20 protein-coding genes are annotated in these 20,985 nt (G+C 67.5%); 7 read left to right on the top strand and 13 right to left on the bottom strand.

Translation table 11 applies throughout. The features are described from left to right. Positions 1-275: 275 nt before the first annotated feature. Both ACIBL3_RS43260 and ACIBL3_RS43255 read left to right on the top strand, forming a co-directional pair. Positions 276-1,310 carry a NaeI family type II restriction endonuclease gene (locus tag ACIBL3_RS43260; protein ID WP_396359838.1) on the top strand — a complete coding sequence of 345 codons (1,035 nt, stop codon included), beginning with the start codon at positions 276-278 and terminating at the stop codon, positions 1,308-1,310. Positions 1,311-1,317: 7 nt separating this feature from the next. Continuing rightward, positions 1,318-1,803, top strand: coding sequence for a very short patch repair endonuclease (locus ACIBL3_RS43255; RefSeq protein WP_396359837.1), 486 nt, complete (start codon positions 1,318-1,320; stop codon positions 1,801-1,803). Here the strand turns inward: ACIBL3_RS43255 and ACIBL3_RS43250 are convergent. Then, a complete protein-coding gene (locus ACIBL3_RS43250; RefSeq protein WP_396359836.1) occupies positions 1,800-3,047 on the bottom strand; it encodes a DNA cytosine methyltransferase in 1,248 nt (415 codons plus the stop codon). The two genes, ACIBL3_RS43255 and ACIBL3_RS43250, sit on opposite strands and share 4 nt — an antisense overlap. A gap of 423 nt (positions 3,048-3,470) precedes the next feature. Between ACIBL3_RS43250 and ACIBL3_RS43245 the strand changes: the two genes are divergently transcribed. Further along, entirely contained in the window at positions 3,471-4,445 is a 975-nt protein-coding gene (locus ACIBL3_RS43245; protein WP_396359835.1) for an aldo/keto reductase, read from the top strand. 60 nt (positions 4,446-4,505) lie between these two features. Here the strand turns inward: ACIBL3_RS43245 and ACIBL3_RS43240 are convergent, their stop codons facing one another. Next, the gene (locus tag ACIBL3_RS43240; RefSeq protein WP_396359834.1) at positions 4,506-6,017 is read right to left on the bottom strand and encodes a plasmid pRiA4b ORF-3 family protein; all 1,512 of its coding nucleotides are present in this window, start codon (positions 6,015-6,017) and stop codon (positions 4,506-4,508) included. Positions 6,018-6,065: 48 nt separating this feature from the next. After that, positions 6,066-6,929, bottom strand: coding sequence for a LysR family transcriptional regulator (locus ACIBL3_RS43235; RefSeq protein WP_396359833.1), 864 nt, complete (start codon positions 6,927-6,929; stop codon positions 6,066-6,068). 61 nt (positions 6,930-6,990) lie between these two features. Here ACIBL3_RS43235 and ACIBL3_RS43230 point away from each other — a divergent pair, with 61 nt between their 5' ends. Beyond that, a complete protein-coding gene (locus tag ACIBL3_RS43230) occupies positions 6,991-7,986 on the top strand; it encodes an aldo/keto reductase (protein WP_396359832.1) in 996 nt (331 codons plus the stop codon). 224 nt (positions 7,987-8,210) lie between these two features. Beyond that, complete coding sequence (locus tag ACIBL3_RS43225; RefSeq protein WP_396359831.1) at positions 8,211-8,522, top strand: nuclear transport factor 2 family protein; 312 nt, start codon at positions 8,211-8,213, stop codon at positions 8,520-8,522. Between the two features lie 84 nt (positions 8,523-8,606). On the opposite strand, the gene ACIBL3_RS43220 is transcribed toward ACIBL3_RS43225, so the two are convergent. Beyond that, positions 8,607-9,494 (bottom strand): LysR family transcriptional regulator, encoded by an 888-nt coding sequence (locus ACIBL3_RS43220; RefSeq protein WP_396359830.1) that lies wholly within the window; start codon positions 9,492-9,494, stop codon positions 8,607-8,609. 176 nt (positions 9,495-9,670) lie between these two features. Here ACIBL3_RS43220 and ACIBL3_RS43215 point away from each other — a divergent pair, with 176 nt between their 5' ends. Together ACIBL3_RS43215 and ACIBL3_RS43210 are read left to right on the top strand one after the other, a co-directional pair. Beyond that, positions 9,671-10,087 carry a hypothetical protein gene (locus tag ACIBL3_RS43215; RefSeq protein WP_396359829.1) on the top strand — a complete coding sequence of 139 codons (417 nt, stop codon included), beginning with the start codon at positions 9,671-9,673 and terminating at the stop codon, positions 10,085-10,087. A 242-nt stretch (positions 10,088-10,329) separates the two neighbouring features. Beyond that, complete coding sequence (locus ACIBL3_RS43210) at positions 10,330-11,115, top strand: L,D-transpeptidase family protein (RefSeq protein WP_396359828.1); 786 nt, start codon at positions 10,330-10,332, stop codon at positions 11,113-11,115. A 92-nt stretch (positions 11,116-11,207) separates the two neighbouring features. Here ACIBL3_RS43210 and ACIBL3_RS43205 read toward each other — a convergent pair whose 3' ends face one another. The 9 genes from ACIBL3_RS43205 to ACIBL3_RS43165 form a co-directional block, all read right to left on the bottom strand. Then, positions 11,208-12,113 carry a sigma factor-like helix-turn-helix DNA-binding protein gene (locus ACIBL3_RS43205; protein ID WP_396359827.1) on the bottom strand — a complete coding sequence of 302 codons (906 nt, stop codon included), beginning with the start codon at positions 12,111-12,113 and terminating at the stop codon, positions 11,208-11,210. After that, complete coding sequence (locus tag ACIBL3_RS43200; protein WP_396359826.1) at positions 12,076-13,485, bottom strand: amidase; 1,410 nt, start codon at positions 13,483-13,485, stop codon at positions 12,076-12,078. Before ACIBL3_RS43200 ends, ACIBL3_RS43205 begins: the two co-directional genes overlap by 38 nt. Positions 13,486-13,500: 15 nt before the next feature. After that, the gene (locus ACIBL3_RS43195; RefSeq protein WP_396359825.1) at positions 13,501-14,268 is read right to left on the bottom strand and encodes an SDR family NAD(P)-dependent oxidoreductase; all 768 of its coding nucleotides are present in this window, start codon (positions 14,266-14,268) and stop codon (positions 13,501-13,503) included. 1 nt (position 14,269) lies between these two features. Beyond that, positions 14,270-15,700 (bottom strand): aldehyde dehydrogenase family protein, encoded by a 1,431-nt coding sequence (locus tag ACIBL3_RS43190; RefSeq protein WP_396359824.1) that lies wholly within the window; start codon positions 15,698-15,700, stop codon positions 14,270-14,272. Beyond that, positions 15,697-16,536, bottom strand: coding sequence for an ATP-binding cassette domain-containing protein (locus ACIBL3_RS43185; RefSeq protein WP_396359823.1), 840 nt, complete (start codon positions 16,534-16,536; stop codon positions 15,697-15,699). Before ACIBL3_RS43185 ends, ACIBL3_RS43190 begins: the two co-directional genes overlap by 4 nt. Continuing rightward, positions 16,529-17,488: an ABC transporter ATP-binding protein gene (locus ACIBL3_RS43180; RefSeq protein ID WP_396359822.1), complete on the bottom strand. Its 960-nt coding sequence runs from the start codon at positions 17,486-17,488 to the stop codon at positions 16,529-16,531. The genes ACIBL3_RS43185 and ACIBL3_RS43180 overlap by 8 nt, the downstream gene beginning before the upstream one ends. Before the next feature lie 76 nt (positions 17,489-17,564). Further along, on the bottom strand, positions 17,565-18,383 hold the full coding sequence (locus ACIBL3_RS43175) for an ABC transporter permease (RefSeq protein ID WP_396359821.1): 819 nt from the start codon (positions 18,381-18,383) through the stop codon (positions 17,565-17,567). Continuing rightward, complete coding sequence (locus ACIBL3_RS43170; protein ID WP_396359820.1) at positions 18,380-19,330, bottom strand: ABC transporter permease; 951 nt, start codon at positions 19,328-19,330, stop codon at positions 18,380-18,382. The genes ACIBL3_RS43175 and ACIBL3_RS43170 overlap by 4 nt, the downstream gene beginning before the upstream one ends. A gap of 10 nt (positions 19,331-19,340) precedes the next feature. Further along, positions 19,341-20,855 (bottom strand): ABC transporter substrate-binding protein, encoded by a 1,515-nt coding sequence (locus tag ACIBL3_RS43165; protein ID WP_396359819.1) that lies wholly within the window; start codon positions 20,853-20,855, stop codon positions 19,341-19,343. Positions 20,856-20,985: the final 130 nt, after the last annotated feature.

The raw sequence follows: 20,985 nt of genomic DNA, 5'->3' as shown, positions 1-20,985 counted from the left end.
GACCGGACGCCGCGCAGCGCCGTTCGTGGCCATTGCCTGGTGAACAGTCATTCTCCAACCTCGCCCCATCCACCCGGTCGAGGCTCGACCCTCGACGCTTTGGCCCCCAATGGCCAGGGAACAGTTGCGCCTGATCGATGAACTATCGAGGCGATTGGGGGGCTGAGACAGGTCGATTGCGACAGCGACATCGGGCCGACCGGCCGACGCTCCGGAAACCATCAACGCGACATTGCTGCACACCAAATCAGATCGACCATCTATGGTTCACTAGCGTGACTGATGTGCAGCTACCTGGAATGCCACTGAGTGAACCGGATCCCGACCCTGAGCGGGACCAGGTGGTGGAGTCGTTCAGACGTGCGGACCCGGAGGGCAAGCGTGCGGCTGCTGTCTTCAGGGCGACGTATGACCAGTTGTATGACGGGCAGCACACTGGGCGGTTTCGGTGGGATCAGTTGTTTAAGACGGAGAAGACGCACTATGGAACTCTGCTTGAGATCAACCTGAGGCGCGAGTTCGATGATGTCATTGACGACACTGCCGAGGGTCGGCCTCTCGACTACCTGATCAGCGGGCACGATGTCGACTGTAAGTTCTCGCAGAGCTTTGGTGGGTGGATGTTGCCGCCTGAGAGCTTCGGGCATCTGCTGCTGGTGGCTTGGGCTGACGATCAGCGTGGGACCTGGAGCCTCGGCGTTGTCAGAGCGTCTGAAGCCAACCGCAGGGTCAGCGCCAACCGCGATGGGAAGACCCAGCTCAGCGCCAAGGGCCGCGAGCAGATCGAGTGGCTGCACTACGAGGCGGACCTACCTCCGAATGTTCTTCTTGGTCTGCACCCAGCCACGCTGGCGAAGGTGCTAGCGCCGCGGTCTGGCCAACGTCGTGTGACGGAGCTCCTCAGGAAGGTCACGGAGAAGCGGATCGGCAGGAACACGATCGCCACGCTCGCCCAACAGGACGACTACATGGCGAGGCTGCGGGACAACGGCAACGGTGCCCGCACAACGCTCAGGAAGGAGGGTTACCTGATTCCTGGCGGAGACTACGAGGCGCATCGATCCGTTGCGCGGCGCCTTGGAGTCGTGGTGCCCGAACCTGGCGAGGTCGTCAGCTTCAAGGTCGTGCCGTCCGCGCCGGATGCACCTTTTAGCGTTGAACTCGACGGCCGTCATTGGCGCCTCGCACGAGAGGATGATGAGATCGTGATGCCAGCACCCAAGCTTCCGGATGTCCGGAAGCCGAAGGCTCCGGCTCCCGCCGGCTCAGTCTTGACCGAGGCGGACGCTCAGACCGAATCCGAGGCATAGCAGCACGATGGCGAAGCGTCAGACATCTCGCGACAGCAGCGAAGACGCCGCCCGGCGGCGCCCGGTCACCGCTGGGATGGAAACGCCAACTACCGCGGGCCGGTCGCGAAACATGCAGGCTATCCGGCGGACGGATACGAAGCCCGAGGTGCAGCTTCGTTCAGCGCTGCACCGGGAGGGCTACCGTTTCCGGAAGGACATGGCCGTGCAGACGTCGTCACGGCGCGTTCGGCCCGACATCGTCTTCACGGCGCGCAAGATTGCCGTCTTCGTTGACGGATGCTTCTGGCACTGCTGCCCGGAGCATGGCAGGCAGCCGTCTGTGAACTCCGGATACTGGTCGCCGAAGCTTGCAAGGAACGTCGAGCGCGATCGACTGGCGGATGCTGCTCTCGGGGACGATGGCTGGAGTGTCGTTCGCATCTGGGAGCATGAGTCGCTCGAGACTGCGATGAACCTTGTGAAACAGGCGCTTCAGTCTCGGGCCGCCTAGCTGACCTTCGAGCGCATTTGGGCGAGGTACTCGTGCCGGATGTGATCGTCCTGGCCGATGAACGCGCGGAACCCGCCTAGCTTGAAGGTTAGCTCGTTCGATCGGGACGGCTTGACGTTCATGTCGAAGTCGCGCATGAGGTGCTTGATGCGAAGGTCGATCTCGTCGCGAGTGAGCACACCATCGATCTTGCGATGGATCTGATCGATGCTGAGCGGCTTGTCGGCTGACCTCAAAACGCGATAGACCTCGTCGTGAGTAACGGCCTCACTCTGAAGGCGCGGTTCACCAATGTGCTGCAGCGCCGCGATGATCCGCCGGCCGATGGCTTCCGCAACCGGGGGCGGGAACGCGTTGCCTACCTGGCGATATCTGGAGGTCTTTCGCCCCGCGAAGCGCCAATCCCACTCTTCGCGCCAGCCTTGCAACCTGGCAACCATCTCGACTGTGAGCTTCGGGTTGAAGCCCTCCGGCGTACCTGCCGGTGGAGGAGCGTCGGCGACACCGAGCGCATCGACGCCCAACTCCGCCCATGCGCGCTTCGCACGAGTGGGTCCGAGGTCCGCTCCCCCGTGCTTCTTCGAGCCTCCGACGATGGTAGGGGCGATCTTGTCTGCCCGAGTCGACCAGTGCTCGGCGTGCTCCCAGCCATTTGAGGCCATGAGATCAACGAGTTCCTCGCCCACAGACCGTTGAACTGGGGTCGTCTCCGGCCAACTGAAGAACGGCGCATCCTCGGTGCTTAATGCGACGAGTACGAAACGAGGACGCAGTTGCGGGACGTTGAAATCAGAGGCCTGCAGAAGGCGCCAGTCAGCGACGTAACCCAGCTCACTGAGCCGATCGAGAACGTGCTGCCTGTACGCCGAGAACCGTGGGGCGGATAGGCCACGTACGTTCTCAAGCATGAGGGCTCTGGGACGCATGACCTCGCAGAGCTCAACCGCCCACGCGAAGAGGTCTCGTTCGTCGTTGGCGCCAAGCTGCTTGCCTGCGATCGAGAACGGAGGGCAGGGCACGCCGCCGGCCAGCAAATCAACGCCTGCGAATTCAGCGGGATCCCAGACTGCTGGGTCCGCGACGTCGCCCTCGCGTACATCCCACTCCGGGCGATTGAGCCTGAGAGTCGCGGCAGCCATGGCATCAAGCTCGACAGCCAGCGCATGCTCGAAGCCTGCCCGCTCAAGACCGAGAGCCTGGCCGCCAGCACCTGCGCAGATCTCCACTACTCGAAGCTGGTTCACCAGACCTCCCCAGGGAGTCGAACATTTGTTCGAGTGTAGAAATCGCGCGATCCCAGAGTCAAATCGGGCAAGCGTTCAAACGAGGAGGCGGCGGGCTCCTCGGTGCACACCAGTCGGACTGTGCCCTGCCTGCTCTTGGCGCGACTCATGCCGACGGCTTCCACTCTGCCCGGGGATCGATCACGCAGAGCCTAGCGCTTGCCAAGCCTCCGATCGCGGACGCCCGCCGGCCAGCAGCTCAACTACTTTCTGAGCATGTCCAAGTACGGAGATCCACGCACTAGCGCGACACCCGCCTCAAGCACTACCGGACACCGCGCCCGTCACGCCGGCAGCGCTGCAGGTCGGTCAGAAGCTGAGGTGATCAGACTGACCTGATCTTCCTGTTGGAACTGGCGGCTGGCGCGCGCGAGGGTGGAGAGCATGGACTTTACTTATCTTGGGCGGACGGGGCTGAGTGTCAGTCGGATCGTGTTGGGGACTATGAACTTTGGGCCTCATACCGAGGTGGGGGATGCGCACGCGATCATGGATGCGGCGCATGAGCGGGGGATCAACTTCTTTGATACGGCCAATGGGTATGGGCGGGCTATCTACCCGGGGCGGACGGAGGAGATCATCGGGGAGTGGTTCGCGAAGGATCCCGGGAACCGTGAGAAGACGGTGCTCGCCACCAAGGTGTACGGCGACATGGGTGCGGACTGGCCGAACACGAGCAAGTTGTCCGCGCTCAACATCCGCCGGGCGCTCGACGCGAGCTTGAAGCGGCTGCAGACGGACTACGTGGATCTGTACCAGTTCCACCACATCGACCGGGCGACTCCGTGGGAGGAGATCTGGCAGGCGATCGAGGTCGCCGTACAGCAGGGGAAGATCCTGTACGCCGGGTCCAGCAACTTCGCCGGATGGCACATCGCGCAGGCGCAGGCCGCGGCGGAGAAGCGGAACTTCACCGGTCTGGTGAGTGAGCAGTCGCTGTACAACCTGATCGTGCGCGACCTGGAGCGCGAGGTCCTGCCGGCCGCTGAGCATTGCGGACTCGGCGTGATCCCGTGGTCGCCGCTGCACGGTGGTCTGCTCGGTGGCGTGATCCGGAAGGAGAACGAGGGCGTACGGCGGCTGGAGGGCCGGGCCAAGGAGACGCTGGAGAAGCTGCGTCCGCAGATCGAGCAGTACGAGGCGTTCGCCGACGAGCTCGGACACGAGCCGGGCGAGGTCGCGTTGGCTTGGCTGCTGCACCAGCCGGGCGTGACCGGGCCGATCGTCGGGCCGCGGACGATGGAGCAGCTGGAGTCCGCCGTACGCGCGGTCGACATCAAGCTCGACGAGAAGGCACTCGCCCGCCTCGACGAGATCTTCCCGGGCTACAAAACCGCCCCTGAGGACTACGCCTGGTAGTAGATCGCACTTGGCCGCCGTACGGATGGCGCTGTACGGCGGCCGGGCGGAGCGACCAGGTCAGCCAGGCCAGGTGCTCAGGGCCGCTCTGGCGAACATCACGCCCTCCGGTGTCGCGTTGTCGGACCAGCGGTGGCTGGGGTCGCCGACGAGGGCGCCGAGGCGACGTAGGACGGCTTTGGTGTCCCAGGCCGCATCATTGGCCAGCCATCGCGTCATCGGTGTTCCATCGATGCTCGCCCAACCGATCGCGGTGAGCAGCTCCGCGACCGTCGCGTCCGCGTCGTCCTCAGCGGCCCGGGAGGCAACACTGGCCAGGTAAATAAGCCCGGCGTGGATTTCGCAGGCGTCCTTGGAGGTCGGCGGCATCTGTTCGGCGAGGTGCCACCACAGGGCGCCCGGATCGTCGCGGACGGCACGTCCGCGACGTGTGAGTACGAGCATTCCGCGGTACTTGCGCAGCAGGCCCATGGCCTGCGCAGTTTCCCGCAGGTGCAGGACGGGCAGGGTTTGGATCTCGCGATTGCCCTTGCCGATCCATTCTTCGTGCAGTCCGAGTTCGGTCATGGCCGCTTCCACGTGGTGGGGCGGCAGATAGCCCGCGCTGGTCAGCTTGATGCCGTCATGCCCGACGCGATCAAGCAGCCAACGGTACGGCGAGACCATCCGCGCCGCCGTCTCCGCGTCGATCACAACAGCGGCGGTCAGCTCTGCGTCCTCGATCATCTGCTCGAAGCGGCGCCTCGCGGCGATGGAGCGGAACGCGACGGCTAGTTCGCCGAGCGGCCCGGGTGGCTCTGATTCACTGCCGCCAGGCAGGGCAAGTGCCTCGTTGATCTCCTCGCGCTCGAACGGGGTGGGCGCGTACTCGCCGGGGTCGACGTCGTCGCCGTACATCCGCGCGTACTCGACGACCGCCTCGGCATGCTCCGGATGGGTGGGATCGAGAGCAGCCGTGATCAGCTCGTAGCCGTACACCCCGCCGCAGTCTTCGCTCGGGCCAGGACGCCGGCCGTCGGTGCAGACAGCCTGAGGAGCGGAATCGTCCCGCGGCTGCACGGATTCGAGCTTGATGACGTGCATCCAGCCGTCGCCGAAGTCGTACAGGTAGAACAGCTTGTTGCCAGGCTTCGCGAGCACCTCGTCGAGTCGTACGTCCTCCTCGGGTACGCCGGTCTCGCCCTCGTCGGCCTGGAAGGGGCAAAGGTAGTGCTCGGCCATGACGTGGTAGTAGTCCTTGCCCGATGCGAACTCGTGCAAGTGGCTGTCAGTCCAGCCGAACGCGGCCTGAATGACGTCGTGGAGCTCGTTCAAGAACATGTCGGAGGCGAGCTCCAGGCGCCGCCACAGCGGTGGCTTGGTTCCGGTGAGATCGACGCGCACCCGGTACGTGACCACGTCATCACGGCGTGCGCGCCGCCGAGACGGTGGTGGTGTCCGGGTGTTCACCTCAGCGGCGGCCAGTACCTTCGGAAGTAGTCCGCGCAGATCATTGGAGTCCAGGCCGCCGATGAGCTCTTTGAACTGCTCGAGGATCTCAGCCGGCACCTGGGGATCGGGTTTCCGTGCCATGAGGAAACGCTACCGAGCCGGCGTCCAGCTGCACGATCCGCAGCCGGGTCATTCGATGGAGTCGGTGAAGAGTTGGATGACGGCGCGGCGGTCGTTGCGCCGCCAGGCTATGGCCAACTCGGCGGGGGCGAGGTCTGGGATTGGGCGGAAGGTCAGGCCTGGGCGTTTGTAGAGGTGGGCGTTGCCTTCGGCTATGAGGGCGACGCCTACTCCGGCGTTGACCAGTTCGAGGACTTCGTCGGCAGCGGTGGCTTCGGCGGCGATTGTTGGCGGGGTGGTGCGGGCGTCCATGCCGAGCCAGAAGTCGCGCAAAGGACCGGCTGCTGCGGGGAGGGCGACGAAGGGTTCGTCCACCAAGTCGGCGAAGGGGATCTCGTCGCGGTCGGCCAAGGGGTGCCCTGCGGGGAGGGCGACCCAGCGGGGTTCGCTGACGAGGACTCGGGTGGCGATGTCGTCGAGTCCGAGCGGGAGCCAGAGGAACGCGACGTCGCTGGTGCCGTCGGCCAGGCCGGCGGTGGGGTCGTCCCAGCCGACCAGTCTGAGGGACACCGTCCAGCCGGGTGCGCGTTCGCGGAAGCGGGCGACGGCGGGCCGTTGGAGGTCGCGGCCGACGGCGGTCTGCATGCCGACAACTAACTGCTGAGGATGACTGAGTGCGCGAGCCTCGGTGTAGCCGCGGTCCCAGGTCTCCAGCATCGTGCGTACGACGGGAAGCAGCGCGCTCCCCTGGTTCGTCAGGGCGAGGCCACGGGGCTGCCTGACGAACAGGTCGAACCCGAGGCGGCGCTCGAGCGCACGTAATTGCTTGGACAGCGCGGGCTGCGAGACGAACAGCCGGGCAGCCGCGGCTGTCACGGTCAGCTCCTCGGCGGTGGCGACGAAGTACCGCAGTTCCCGCAGGTGGGCGTCCATAACCAATGGTTATATCAACAGGTCTTGGACGACGCCGCCGCCCCGGACCAAAGCTGGGAGCATGACAACACTTCGCACTCTTGGCGAACTTCAGGTGCCGGCGATCGGGTTCGGCGCGATGGTGCTCTCCCCCGGCATGTACGGCGAGATCGACGACGACCGCGGGGTCGCCGCCCTGCAGGCAGCGATCGACAACGGCGGGACGTTCATCGACACCAGTGACGCGTACGGCGACCACAGCCACAACGAACGGCTGGTCGGGCGGGCGATCCGCGGCCGGCGTTCGGAGATCACGCTGGCGACGAAGTTCGGGCTCAAGTTGGCCGATGGCGAGCAGGGTCATCCGCTCAAGGTCGGGTTCGCGTTCGAGGAGTTGCTGGTGAACGCGGAGCCGAAGTACATCCGGACGTACGCCGAGGACAGCCTGCGGAACCTCGGGACCGACGTGATCGACCTGTACTACCTGCATTTCCCCGACCCGCAGGTGCCGATCGAGGACTCGGTCGGCGCGATGGCCGAGCTTGTTGCTGACGGCAAGGTTCGGCAGCTCGGGGTGTCGAATGTGACGCCGGAGGAGCTGCGGCGGGCGTCTGCCGTACATCCGATCGCTGCCGTGCAGACCGAGTGGTCGATGTGGCGGCCGGTGGATCCGGAGCTGCTCGAGGTGGCGCGGGAGCTTGGCGTTGGCGTCGTACCTTGGAGTCCGCTGGGGGCCGGGTTCCTGACCGGCACTGTGCAGACGTTGGCTGCCGACGACTTCCGGAACAATGCGCCGCGGTTCGACGCCGACAGCCTGCAGGCGAACAACCAGTCGTACGCCGCCCTGCAGGCGCTGGCCGCGGACCTTGGGATCACGCGGAGTCAGCTGGCGTTGGCGTGGTTGCTGCATCAGGATCCGGCGGTCGTGCCGATCCCGGGCAGCCGGACGCCGGCGCACATCGTCGAGAACCTGGCCGCGGCCGAGATCACCTTGCACCCGGACACGCTCGCCCGCATCGACGCCGTACTCGCGCGGCTCGAGCCCGTCGGCGCGACCCTGCTGCAGGACGCCCGATGAAGGCAATCGTCGGATTGTCGGCAATCCTTTTGCTGACTGCGTGTGGAAGCGGCTCGTCGCCTGCCGACGATCAGATTGCCAACAATCCAACAACCGGCCAGCCGACAATCCCCCAGTCGACAACCTCAGGCCCGGCTACCTCGGGGACGCCTGGCGCGGGGACGCCTGGCGCGGGGACGCCTGGTGCGGGGACGCCTGGTGCGGGGTCGTCGGCGGTGGGGGTGATGGCGGGGGCGCAGGCGTACGTCGACGCGGTCGGGCGGCGCGATCTCGATGGGCTGGTGAATGCGTTCCACCCCGATGGACGGATTGTCGACGTGTCGCGGACGATCGCCGGGCACGACGCGATCCGCACCTGGGCCCGTAACGAGGTCATCGGCGGGACGTTGCGGGTACTGGAGGTAGTCGAGCAGCGGCCCGACGGCCAGAAGCTGCTGGTGCACTGGGCGCCGGCCGGGTCAGACGGCTGGCGCGCCCACTACGACTTCACGGTGAGCGACGGCAGGATCAGGGTCGCCAACCTGCAGTACGCGTGAGCACCTGCTGCGGCCAGGTCGCGTGATGCCGAAGCGATCTCGCCCAGGGCGTCACGTGGCACCGCGGGCCACCGCAGTCACGAGTCAGGCGTGGACGGCCGTAGTGGGGAGCATGCCGATGAGGGCGTCGGCGGCTAGGGAGGCGGAGGGGCTGGTGGGGACGGCTACTGAGACTTGCCAGTCGGAGGCGCTGCCGGGGACCAGGGGGACGGTGGCGTGGTCGCCGCGCTTGGCGGAGATGCGTTCGGGGACGAGGGCCACGCCGAGGTTGTGGGCGACCAGGGCGAGCAGGGTGTGTACGTCGTTCACCTCGATGGTCACGGGGTGAGCGACACCGGCGGTGGCGAAGGCACGGTCAGAGATGGCGCGGGCGCCCCAGGTCGGGTCGAAGTCGACGAAGGACTCGCCCGCGAGGTCCGCCAGGGAGACCGCGGTCGCCTTGGCGAGCCGGTGGTCAGGAGCGCAGACGAGGACCATCGACTCCTTGGACAGCGGCCGCAGATCGAGTCCGTCGACCGGGTCACCGGCGGTCGCGACGAAGGCGAGGTCGAGACGGCCGGAGGCGAGTTCGTCGAGCATCGGGGTGGAGCCGCCTTGGCGAACCTCGATCTCCACGCCCGGGTAGGCGGAGCGGAACTTGGCGAGCAGCGCCGGTACGTCGACCACGCCGAGGCACTGCTCGAGCCCGACGGTGAGGTGACCGCGCAGCAGCCCCTGGACCGCGGCGACCGCGTCCTTGGCGGCCTCGGCGGCGGCGAGGGCACGGCGTCCCTCGCACAGCAGCGCGCGACCGGCCTCGGTGAGCTCGACGCTGCGGGTGTTGCGGACGAAGAGCGAGGCGCGGAGTTCACGCTCGAGGGCGCGGATCGAGGCGGACAGGCCGGACTGCGAGATCGACATCGCCTCGGCGGCCCGGGTGAAGTGCTTCTGCTCGGCCACCGCGACGAAGTGCTCCAGATGCCTCAGCTCCATGACTAAGAACTGTAGTCGATCGAAAAACCTCCATTCTCCCCTCGCTCCTCTCGACCCGGGAGACTCGGGGAGCACGATGCACCCAGAACAGCCAGCAGAACTCCCCAGTACGAGATGGGCGGGTGGGTGGCGACCGGGCGGGACGGTGGGGCGGTGTGGTCGGTAGGGTGAGAGGTATGGCGGATGAGGAGTTTCGGGTTGAGGTCGAGCTCGGGAGCGATGAGCACGGACTGTCGTTCTGGGAGCGGTTGCGGGCGCTGGATCTGGACGACGACGCGCGCAAGCGGCTCGGCAGGCAGGTGACCGTCACCCGGGACGGGAACCGGATGCTGCTGTACACGCACACCCTCGAGGACGCCCAGGAGGCCGAGCGGACGGTCAAGGACCTCGTCGCCGACGACAAGCTCTCCGCCGAGTACACGATCACCCGGTGGAACGCGGCCGAGCAGGACTGGACCGACCCGAACGTCCCGGTCGGCGAGCACGACGCCGACGACGACGCGGCCAAGAACGCCGGCATGGAGGTCCCGGATCCCCGGTACGTCGTCATGCAGGCCTACAAGCCCTCGTTCCTCCGCGACCTGGGTCTGTAGTCCGCCGTACCTCCGCCATTAGGAGCGGAAGGCAACGACTGTTCCGGGCTGGAAAATGCCGGAACGGGTACTGGTACACCAGGTTGCGGGACGACCCGCGCCCCGTCGTCGGCAACGGTTCGGTGACGGGCGCGGGCGACGGCACGTCTGGGGAACCCTCGGAGCACTAGTCTCGGCGTTTCGTTGCAGGCTCGAGCAGCGCGGTTCTGCGACTCTGACAATGCTGAGGGAGAGGGGAAATCGTGTCTCGTCGACGTGGTCTCGTTGCCGGTGCCGTCGTACTGTCGTTCGTTCTCGTCGGCTGTTCCGACGTGGCCGCGAGCGAGTCGAGTCCGTCGGACACCCCTTCCAGCAACGCACCATCCAGTACGCCGTCCACGCCGAGCGCCACGCCGTCCGCCACACCAACCGCCAAGCCGACGACCGCGACGCCGAAGCCCCAGGTGAAGCAGAAGCCGCAGTACTACGCGCTGCGGGTCGAGCGGCAACTGGACAAGCTCGGATACCCGGTGGGTGATGTGGACGGTGACATCACCGCGCGGGCCAAGCAGGCACTGTGTGCGTGGCGCGAGACGAATGGGATGCCGGTGAGCCGCAAGGGGCTGACGCTGGCCGACGCGTATTCGGTGCTCAACGCAACGAGCAAGCCGGCGCCGACGCGCGAGCCCGGGATCTACGTGAACAAGACCTGCCAGGTCGCGTACCAGATCGTTGGGAAGGCCTACAAGCGGATCGTCTGGGTCTCGACCGGCGCCCCCGGCTACGAAACCCCCAACCGCACCGGCAAGGTCTGGCGCAAGTGGGCCGGCGCCCACGAGAGCAGCCTCTACCCGGAGGCCTACATGTACGACTCCCTCTACTTCCTCCGCGACCGCCCCGGCATCGCCCTGCACGGCTCCCGCGCCAACTCCCTCGTCAAGACCTACCCCGCCAGCCACAGTTGCGTCCGCGTAACCCGCCCCGAAATCACCCAGATCTTCAAAGAAACCCCCATCGGCACCAAGGTCCAGGTCTACGGCGACTACTAACCCAACAGAGCAGGGGTTGTAGGAGCGAGCACCAAGGTCCAGGTCTACGGCGACTACTGACCTCGACGCGCTACCCGAGCCGGCAACCACCCTCATTCGTGGTGTTTGCCGGCTCTTCCTATGTGCAGGGTTGGGGTGGCTTCCTGGTGGGTTTTGGGGAGGGTGGTGAGGAGGTCGGGGAGGTTGAAGGTTTCGAAGAGGGTCAGGTCGAAGAAGGCTATGGCGTGGATGATGCCGGTGGCGGTGAGGGTGAGGACCTGGAGCTGGAAGGCGCGGTGGAGGTTGTCGGTGGGGTCGCGCATGTAGACGGCGAAGCCGGGTTGGCCGTTGGCTTTCAGGGGGACGAGGAGCTGGTCGCCGGGGCCCTTGGCGGGGCAGTGGGTGGAGATGAGCCGCCCGATGTTGCGGGCGCCGCGGAACCAGGAGGTGAACGGCGGCATCTCCCAGATCGTGTCGTCGGTGAAGAAGCCGGTGATGGCCGGTACGTCGTACTCCTCGAAGGCAGCCTGATAGGCGGCCAGCAAGCCGGCGTCGGTCAACGAGTGCGCGGGCGCGGGGTTGAAGGCGGAGCGAGCCCGGGCGAGGTCGGCGGGCAACAACCCGACCGCGGCCGAGATCTCCGAAGGTGACCAGCCCTCGATGTCGGTCAGGATCAGGGCGGCGCGCTCCCGCACGGGGAGGCGTTGGAGGGCGGCGACGAGGTCCAGACCGATCGGACGGCCGTCGGTCAAACCATCGGGGATGGGCTCGAGCCACAGCACTTCCGGGAGTTGGTGCAGCTCCCCCTCGGGGTCGTCGCTTGCGGCGACCAGGTCGGTCGGCAACGGGCGCTCGCCGGCCTGGGACAGACACGCAACCGTCGCGCCCGCCAGGTCAGACGACCGCGCGGCAACGGCTTGGGCTTCGGTGATGGAGCCCAGCATCCGGTAGCAGTGCGAGATCAACCCGCGCTGTAACTGGTCAGCGTGGGGTGTCGTCACCTCGTCGTAGCTGTCCATCAGACCCCGTCGGCCAGTCTCGCCGCTCGCCCTGCTGACTGTCCAGGTACGCCGCCAACGCCAGCGCGGTCAGATCCTGATGATGCGGTACGGCGAGCTGCGCCCCGATCGGAAGCCCCGACGCCGACCACCCGACGTTCACCGTGGTCGCCGGGTGCGCGGACATGTTGTACGGCACCGTGAACCCGATGTGCTCGAATGGCTTCGACGGATCGTCGGTCGGGTATGCCAACTCCGCCGGGAACGCCGTGATCGGGGCGACCGGCGACAGGATCACGTCGTACGACCGGAACACCGCGGTCACCGCTGCCGCCATCGCACCCATCTGGCTGTACCCGTGGAACACGTCGAACCCGGACAGGTCACCCGCCGTCGACACCCAGGACCGAATCTCGGGCAGCACCTTGGCCCGCCGCTCCTCGGGCAGCGCGGCGATGTCCACCGCCGACCGCACCCGCCAGAACCTGTCCAGCCCGTCGAGCATCTCGCGGGTGATGATCGGGTCGATCAGCTCGACGACAGCCCCGCCCTTCTCCAGTATGGCGGCCGCCGACGAGACAGCTGTCCGCACTTCAGGATCGACCGGCAGCCCGACGCCGGCGTCCAGCAGCAGGCCCACGCGGAGCCCCTCGACCGCCGGCTCGTCCGAGCCGACCACCGACGGAAACGACGTGTAGTCCCGCGGGTCGTACCCCGACATCACCGTCAACGCGAGCGAAGCGTCCGCCGCCGTACGCGCGAGTGGGCCGATCGCACGCCCCGGGTAAGGGTTGCCGACCGCCACACGCCCATGCGTCGGCTTGATGCCGACGACACCACACCAGCCAGCCGGCAACCGGATCGAGCCGCCGATGTCGGTGCCGATGTGCAGCGGACCGTACCCGGCTGCCGCAGCCGCAGCAGCCCCCGCACTCGAACCGCCGGCCGTCTTCGACAGATCCCACGGATTGCGCGTCAGGTGATGGAACGTCGAGACACCGGACGACAGCATCCCGTACTCCGGCATCGTGGTCTTGCTGAAGATCACCGCACCGGCCTCGCGCAACCGGGCCGCGGCCGGCGCGTCTTCGGCAGCCGGGACGAGGTCGGTGGCCGCGGTGCCTTGCGGGACCGGCGTACCGCGGGTGGCGATGTTCTCCTTGACCGTCACCGGCACACCGTCCAGCACGCCGGCCGACCCGTCGGACCAGCGACGCTGCGAAGCCAGCGCGGCCTCGCGGGCGCCGATCGGATCAGGCGCGTAGAGAGCACAGACCTGTGGCTCGAGCTCCTCGACCCGCGCGAGCACGTCCTCGATCACCTCGACGGGTGACAGCGACCCGTCGCGGTACCTCGACACCAGCTCGGTCGCGGTCAGATCGGCGAGGCTCATCCAAGCTCCAAACGACTAGTTGGGTGGGTCGAAGCGGCCGTCGACCGCGGTCCAGCCGCCGTCGACCGCGATCACGCTGCCGGTGACGAAGCTGGCGGCGTCGGAGGCGAGGTAGACGACCGCGCCGGCGAGCTCGTCCGGGCGGGCCCAGCGACCAAGCGCGCCCTTTTGCGCGTAGGCGTCGTACCAGGCCGGGTTCGCCTTGATCTGCGCGGTGAGCGGGGTCTCGACGACGCCGGGGGCGATCGCGTTCACACGGACGCCGTTCGGGCCGAGCTCGGCGGCCGCGGTCCGCAGCATCTGGACCAGCCCGGCCTTCGTGGCCGCGTACACCGACTGGCCGGGCTCCACCGTCGTACCGCGGATGGAGCTGAACCCGATGATGCTGCCGCTCCCCCGTTCGGCCATCTGCTTGCCGAAGGCACGGATCAGCAGGAAAGACGCCCGCAGGTTGAGCGACACCACCCGGTCGAACTCCTCCCCGGTGTAGTCGAGGATCCGCTTCCGCACGTTGGTCGCCGCGGTGAACACCAGTACGTCGACCGGCTCGAGCTCATCCGCGGCACGCAGCAGAGCCGAGTCGTCCAGTACGTCGAGCTCGTAGGACATCAGGTGGTCACCCTGCGCCGCCGTCTCCTTCGCGGCGGCGAGATCGCGGTCGGCGCAGGTCACGCGAGCACCGTGCGCGGCCAACGCGAGCGCGCTCTCCCGGCCGATGCCGCTGCCCGCGCCGATCACCAGCGCATGCTTGCCGTCCAGACGGAAGAGGTTCGTGTAATCCATGTCAGGGCCTCGGGCGGATGATCGCCATCCGGGTCGTGGTCAGTTCCTCGATCGCGAACCGCGGTCCTTCCCGGCCGATCCCGGAGTCCTTCACACCGCCGTACGGCATCACGTCGGACCGGAAGCCAGGCACCTCGTTGACCACGACCCCGCCCACGTCGAGCCGGTCGATCGCGGTGAACGCAGTGTCCAGCGAGGACGTGAACACACTCGCGTGCAGTCCATAACGAGACGCGTTGACCGTGGCGAACGCGGTCTCCAGATCGGGCACCGACCGTACGGCGATCACCGGCCCGAAGATCTCCTCGTCCCAGGCCAACTGACCATCCGGTACGTCGGTCAGCACCGTCGGACCCAGGTCCGCCGACGCGGCAAACGCGACCTTGGCGCCCGCCGCGACCGACTCGTCCACCCACGTGCGCACCCGCGCCGTCGACTTCGGATCGATCAGCGCCGACACCCGCGTAGCCGGGTCGCGCGGATCGCCGACCACCACCGACGGCAGCCGCTCGTCCAACTTCTCCAGCAGCGCGGAGCGAACGCTCTCGACGGCGACGACCCGCTGTACCGAGATGCAGGCCTGCCCGGACGCGTAGTACCCACCACGGATGATCGCGTCCGCAGCCGCGTCGAGATCGGCGTCCTCGGCCACGATCAGCGCCGAGTTCGACCCGAGCTCGAGCAGCACCTTAGTCGGCGCCGCGTCCCGGGCGATCCGGTGCCCAACCGCCGCGGATCCCGTGAACGACACCGCCCCGATCCGGCGATCCGTCGTCAGCGCAGCACCGACCTCGGCTCCCCCGGTGACCAGCTGTACGGCGGCCTCCGGCCCACCCGCTTCCAGCAGGGCCGACCGCATGAGATGCACCAACCACAGCGTCGCGAGCGGAGTCTGCGGCGCCGGTTTCACGATCACCGGGCACCCGGCCGCCAGCGCGGGCGCGATCTTGTGCGACGCCAGCAGCAGCGGATAGTTGAACCCGGTGATGCCGACGACCACGCCGATCGGCTTCCGGACCCAGAACCCGACCAGCCCGTCCCCACTCGGCAACAGGTCCAATGGCACGGTCTCGCCGTGCAACCGCGCGACCTCCTCGGCCGAGGTCTCGAGCGTCAGCAGAGTTCGGTCGACCTCGACCCGGCAGTCGACCAGCGGCTTCCCGGTCTCCAGCACGAGCAGGTCGACGAACGCATCACGCTCGGACGAGATGGCCGCATGCACGCTCTGCAAGGCATTCCGCCGCACGTACGACGGAAGCCGGCCAACCTCATCCCGTACGGCGAGCGCGTGGTCGAGCGCCTGCCTCGCCAGGTCCACGTCTCCGACGGGGGCATCCGTCACCGTCGAACCGTCGTACGGGAAGATCACCGGCTCGGTGGCGGGGGCCTCGACCCAGGTCTGTCCGATCGGCAGGCCGGCTGGGTACTTCATCCGGATGCTCCCTTCGCTGCGAGGAGGTCGGTGGTGGTGGCTCCGGCCAGCGCCCGGTGCAGCGTCGGGATCGCCGAGACGAGACGCTGGGTGTAGGGGTGCTGCGGTGCCGCGTACACGTCGCCGGTGAAGCCGGTCTCGACGATCTGGCCGGCGTTCATCACGGCGACCCGGTCGCAGACGTGCTTGACCACCGACAGGTCATGGGAGACGAACACCAGAGTCAGGTTCAGCTCGTCGACGAGATCGGAGATCAGGTTCAGCACCTGCGCCCGGACCGACACGTCGAGCGCGCTGACCGGCTCGTCCGCGATCAGGATCCGCGGTCGCGGGGCGAGGGCGCGGGCGATCGAGATGCGTTGCCGCTGGCCGCCGGAGAACTGGTGCGGATACCGGTCGCCCGCGTCTGCCGACAGCCCGACCGCTTCGAGCAACTCGCGGACGCGCTGCCCGGAGGCCGGATGCCCTTGGACGACAAGCGGTTCGGCGATGATGTCGCGGACGCGCATCCGCGGGTCGAGCGAGCTCATCGGGTCCTGGAAGACGAGCTGCAGGTTCTCGCGGAGGAACCGCAGCCGGCGCTCCGGCAGCCGCGTGATGTCGGTGCCCTCGACGATGACATGGCCGGACGTGGCCTGGTCGAGGGCCGCGATGATCCGGAGCAGCGTCGACTTGCCGCAGCCCGACTCGCCGACGATGCCGAAGCGTTCGCCCTGCTTGACCTCGAGATTCACTCCGCGCAGGGCGTGGACGACCGGCGCCGCGTGCACCAGCGACGTCCGCGGACGGGTGTAGTTGCGCACGACATCGATCAGCTGAATGGCGGGCTCAGACATGATGCGCGACCTCCGCGGGGTGGTGGCAGGCGAAGCCGGTCGACTCGGAGCCGCTCCAGGCCGGTGTGGTCGCGCAGACCTCGGTCGCGTGCCGGCAGCGGGTCCGGAACACGCAGCCGGACGGGAACTGGCCGGCCGACGGCACGTTGCCCGGGATCGTGGTCAGCCGCCGATCCGTCGTCTCCAGGTCCGAGGCCGCGAGCAGTCCTTCGGTGTACCGGTGTCGCGGCCGCGTGAACACCTCACCGACCGGGCCGGACTCGACGACGCGGCCGCCGTACATGACCAGGACGCGTTCGCAGACGGTCGCGACGACGGCGAGGTCGTGGGTGATGAACAGCAAGGCCGCCTCGCGGGCGACCACACCCTTGACGATCAGGTCGAGGACGAGTGCCTGCACCGTGACATCGAGTGCGGTGGTCGGCTCGTCGCAGATCAGCAGGGCGGGATCGTTGGCGAGGGCGAGGGCCAGCACGACCCGTTGCCGTTGGCCGCCGGACAGCTGGTGCGGGTACGCACGCATCGTGTCGGTCGGCAACTGGACCCGCTCGAGCAACTCGGCCGCGGCTTCCCGGGCCGAGCCCCGGCCCGACCGCGTCCGGTGGATGAGCATGCCTTCGGCGATCTGGTCGCCGATCCGCATCGTCGGGTTGAGCGCGGTCATCGGCTCCTGGAACACCATCGCCAACTGCCGGCCGCGGACCCGCGACATCCGGCGCTCGTCCGCGCCGATCAGCTCGTGGTCGACTCCGGTCACCCGCACCGACCCGGCCGCGATCACGTCCTCAGGCAGCAGACCGAGCAGACTCAACGCGGTCAGCGACTTCCCCGATCCGGACTCGCCGATCAGCCCGACCCGCTCCCCCGGTCCGACGGTCAGGTCGACGTCCGAGACCAACGTCTTGTCCCGCACGGTCACGGTCAGCCCGCGAACACTCAGTACGTTGCTCATCCGCGTCCTCGCTTCGCTCCGGGCGCGGATGAGGCTCGAGGCGTGCTGTGCTTGATTATGAACTCGCTCCGCTCGTTCATCGCCGGTCCTCCAGCTTCGGGTCGAACCGGTCCCGCAGCCCGTCGCCGAGCAGGTTGAACCCCAGGACGGCGATCGCGATTGCCACCCCCGGGAAGATCGCCAGCCGCGGCGCGGTGAACAGGAACTCCTGGCTCTCCTGCAGCATCCGGCCCCACGACGGCGTCGGCGGCGGTGTCCCGTAGCCGAGGAACGACAGCGCCGCCTCGGCCAGCACGGCGATCGCGAACGACACCGACGCCTGCACGGTGATCAGGCTGCTCACGTTCGGCAGCACATGCCGGACCGCGATCGGGAACGGCTGCCGCCCCGCCGCGCGCGCCGCCAGCACGTACTCGGTCCGCATCACCTGCAACGCCCCGCTCCGGATCACCCGGGCGAAGCTCGGCACCGTCGCGATCCCGATCGCGATCATCGCCGTCAGCGTGCTGGACCCGAACACCGCGCCGAACATGATCGCCAGCAGCAACGCCGGGAACGCGAGCAGCAGGTCGTTGGTCCGCATGATGAACTCGCTCGGCCAGCGCTTGGACATCGCGGCCAGGATCCCCAGCGGCACGCCGATCACCGCGGCCACCCCGACCGCGACCACCCCGACGAACAGCGTGGTCCGCGACCCGACCATGATCTGGCTGAACACGTCCCGGCCGAACTTGTCGGTCCCGAACCAGTGCTCCCACGACGGCTTGGCCAGCCGGACCGCGGGATCGACGAGGATGGCGTCGTACGGCGTCCAGACGAACGACACCAGCGCCATCACCACGATCAGCCCGACGATCACGCCGCCGGCGATCAGGCTCGGGTTCAACCGCCTCATCGCGACCCCACCCTCAGTCTCGGGTCCAGGGCGACGTACAGCAGATCGACCAGGAAGTTCACCACGAGTACGGCGATCACCAGCACCATCACGACGTCCTGCACCACGAGCAGGTCGCGGTTCGACACCCCGTCCAGCAGCAGGCTGCCGAGCCCGGGGATGACGAACACCCGCTCCACCACGACCGCGCCGATCAGCAGGGTCGCGAGCTGAAGACCGAGCACCGTGACGACCGGGACGGCGGCGTTCCGGAGCCCATGCCGCCACAACGCCGGGAACGGTCGCAGCCCTTTGGCACGGGCAGTCCGCAGGTAGTCCTCACGCAGTACGTCGAGCACCGAACTGCGCACGTACCGAGTCAGTACGGCGCCTTGTACCAAGCCGAGCGCCAACGCCGGCAGGATCAGTTGCCGCATGAACATGCTCGGATCCTGGGCCGGTGGCGTCCAGCCGTTCGCAGGCAGCCAGCCGAGCTTCACGGCGAACACCATGATCAGCAAGATGCCGGCCAGGAACGCAGGTACGGCGACGCCCAACTGCGATACCGCGGACAGCGCCAGACCGGAGACCTTGCGGTGCCGCGCGGCCATGATCGTCCCGGCAGGCACCGCGACGAGCAGCGCGACGAGCATGCCGGCCAGGACCAGCCACAGCGTCACCTGGAACCGGTCGATGATCTGCGGCCCGATCTCGGCCTTCGACACGTACGACGTCCCGAAGTCACCCCGGAACAGCCCACCGATCCAGTCGAAGTACTGCGTCGGCAGCGGCCGGTCCAGGCCGAACTGACGGCGGAGCTCCGCGACCGCCTCGTCGGTCGCGTTCACGCCGAGCGCGACCCGCGCCGGGTCGCCGGGCAGCACGGCCATGAACGCGAACACCAGAACCGAACTGACCGCGAGACTGACCACGAGCACCGCGGTCCGTTCGATCAGGCGCAGGATCATCGGCCGGTCCTCAGCGGGCGAGCTTGGTCAGGTCGAAGTTCTCGGTGATCGCGTTCTGCGGCAGGCCCTTGACGTCCTTGTCCGCGACCATCAGGTTCGGCAGCAGGAAGAGCCAGTCGGCCGCGGCCTGCTCGGAGATCCGCCGCGCCGCCTTCTTCATGTTGTCGACCTGCGCCGCCTCGTCACCCGCGTCCGCCGCGGCCAAGTACTGCTGCAGCGTCGGGTCGTCATAGCGCGTGTAGTACTTCGCGTTGAAGACCGAACCCAGGTCGCGGGGCTCGACGTGCGCGATGATCGACATGTCGTAGTCGGCGTTCTTCAGGACCGAGGTCAGCCACGCCGCCGGGAACTCCAGTTGGTCGATCGCGACCTTCAGCCCGGCCTGCTCCAGCTGGCTCTTCACCACCTGGCCGCAGGAGATCGCGTACGGCAGGGTGGGCAGCCGCAGCCGCAGCGTCTTGCCCGCGGCGCCGGATGCCTGCAGCAGCGACTTCGCCTTGGCCTGGTCGTACGGCGCGACGCTCGTCAGGTCCTCGTACCAGGGGTCGGTCGGCGGGACCATGCTGCCGATCAGCTTCCCGCGACCGGCCCAGCACGTGTCCAGCAAGGCCTTGTGGTCGATCGCCATCCGGATCGCCTGCCGGGTCCGGATGTCCTTGAAAATCGGCTCGGAGTTGTTGAACGACAACAGCACCTCGCCGTTCGTCGTACCCTCGATCACCTGGTACTTGTCGTTGCTGGTGAACTGACTCAGTGCCTCCGGCGCCTGCACGGTGCCGATCACGTTGATGGTCCCGGTCAGCAACGCGTTGTTCAGCGCGGTCGCGTCCTTGAAGTACTTCAGCGTGATCTGGTTGAAGAACGGCTTCGTGCCCCAGTAGTCGTCGTTGCGCAGCAGCACGATCGAGTCGCCACGGTTCCACTTGGAGAACTTGAACGCCCCGGTGCCGACCGGCGCGGTCGCCAGCGCGCTCACTCCGGTCTCGGAGAACATCGCGCCGATCCGGGTCGTCATCCGGAACAGCCAGCCGTTGCTCGGCTTCGACAGCGTCACCTGCAACTGCGTCGGCGACAGCGCCTTGGCTTCCTGTACGACGTCCATCGCAGCCGCCAGCGAGGTCGTCCAAGCCGTCTTCACCCGGTTGATGCTGAACACCGCGTCCGCCGCGGTGAACGGCTTGCCGTTGGTGAACGTGGCGTTGTCGACCAGGTCGAAGGTGTAGGTCTTGCGGTCCGGCGAGAGCGTCCACGACTTCGCCAGCTCCGGCACGATCTTGCCTGAGTCGTCCTGCTTGACCAGGCGCTCGTACACGTTCCCGAGCAGCGCCTGCGGGATCGCGGCGCCGTCCGTGGTGGTGAAGTCGAGGCTGGCCGGCTCCGCGACCAGGCCGATCGACAGCGACTGGTCACCGCCCGGCGAGCTGCCGCCGGGGGTCGTAGTCGAACCGGCCGAACAGGCGGTCAGGACCAGGAGTACTGCGGAGGCGACCAGCGCCACCGCCCGTTTCCGATACGACGACTTCACGCGAACTCCTCCAGTGCTGCCGGCTGTGTGCTCGCCGCATTCTGGCGATCTGTGCGGAGTCCGCTGAACGGGGCCACGCCGCTCCGGCGAGTTCGCCGTACAGCTTGTGACTGGTCCGACCAGTGGACTA

The organism is Kribbella sp. NPDC050124 (assembly GCF_044460355.1).
GTDB lineage: Bacteria > Actinomycetota > Actinomycetes > Propionibacteriales > Kribbellaceae > Kribbella.
This window is presented reverse-complemented; position numbering and strand designations above follow the sequence as displayed.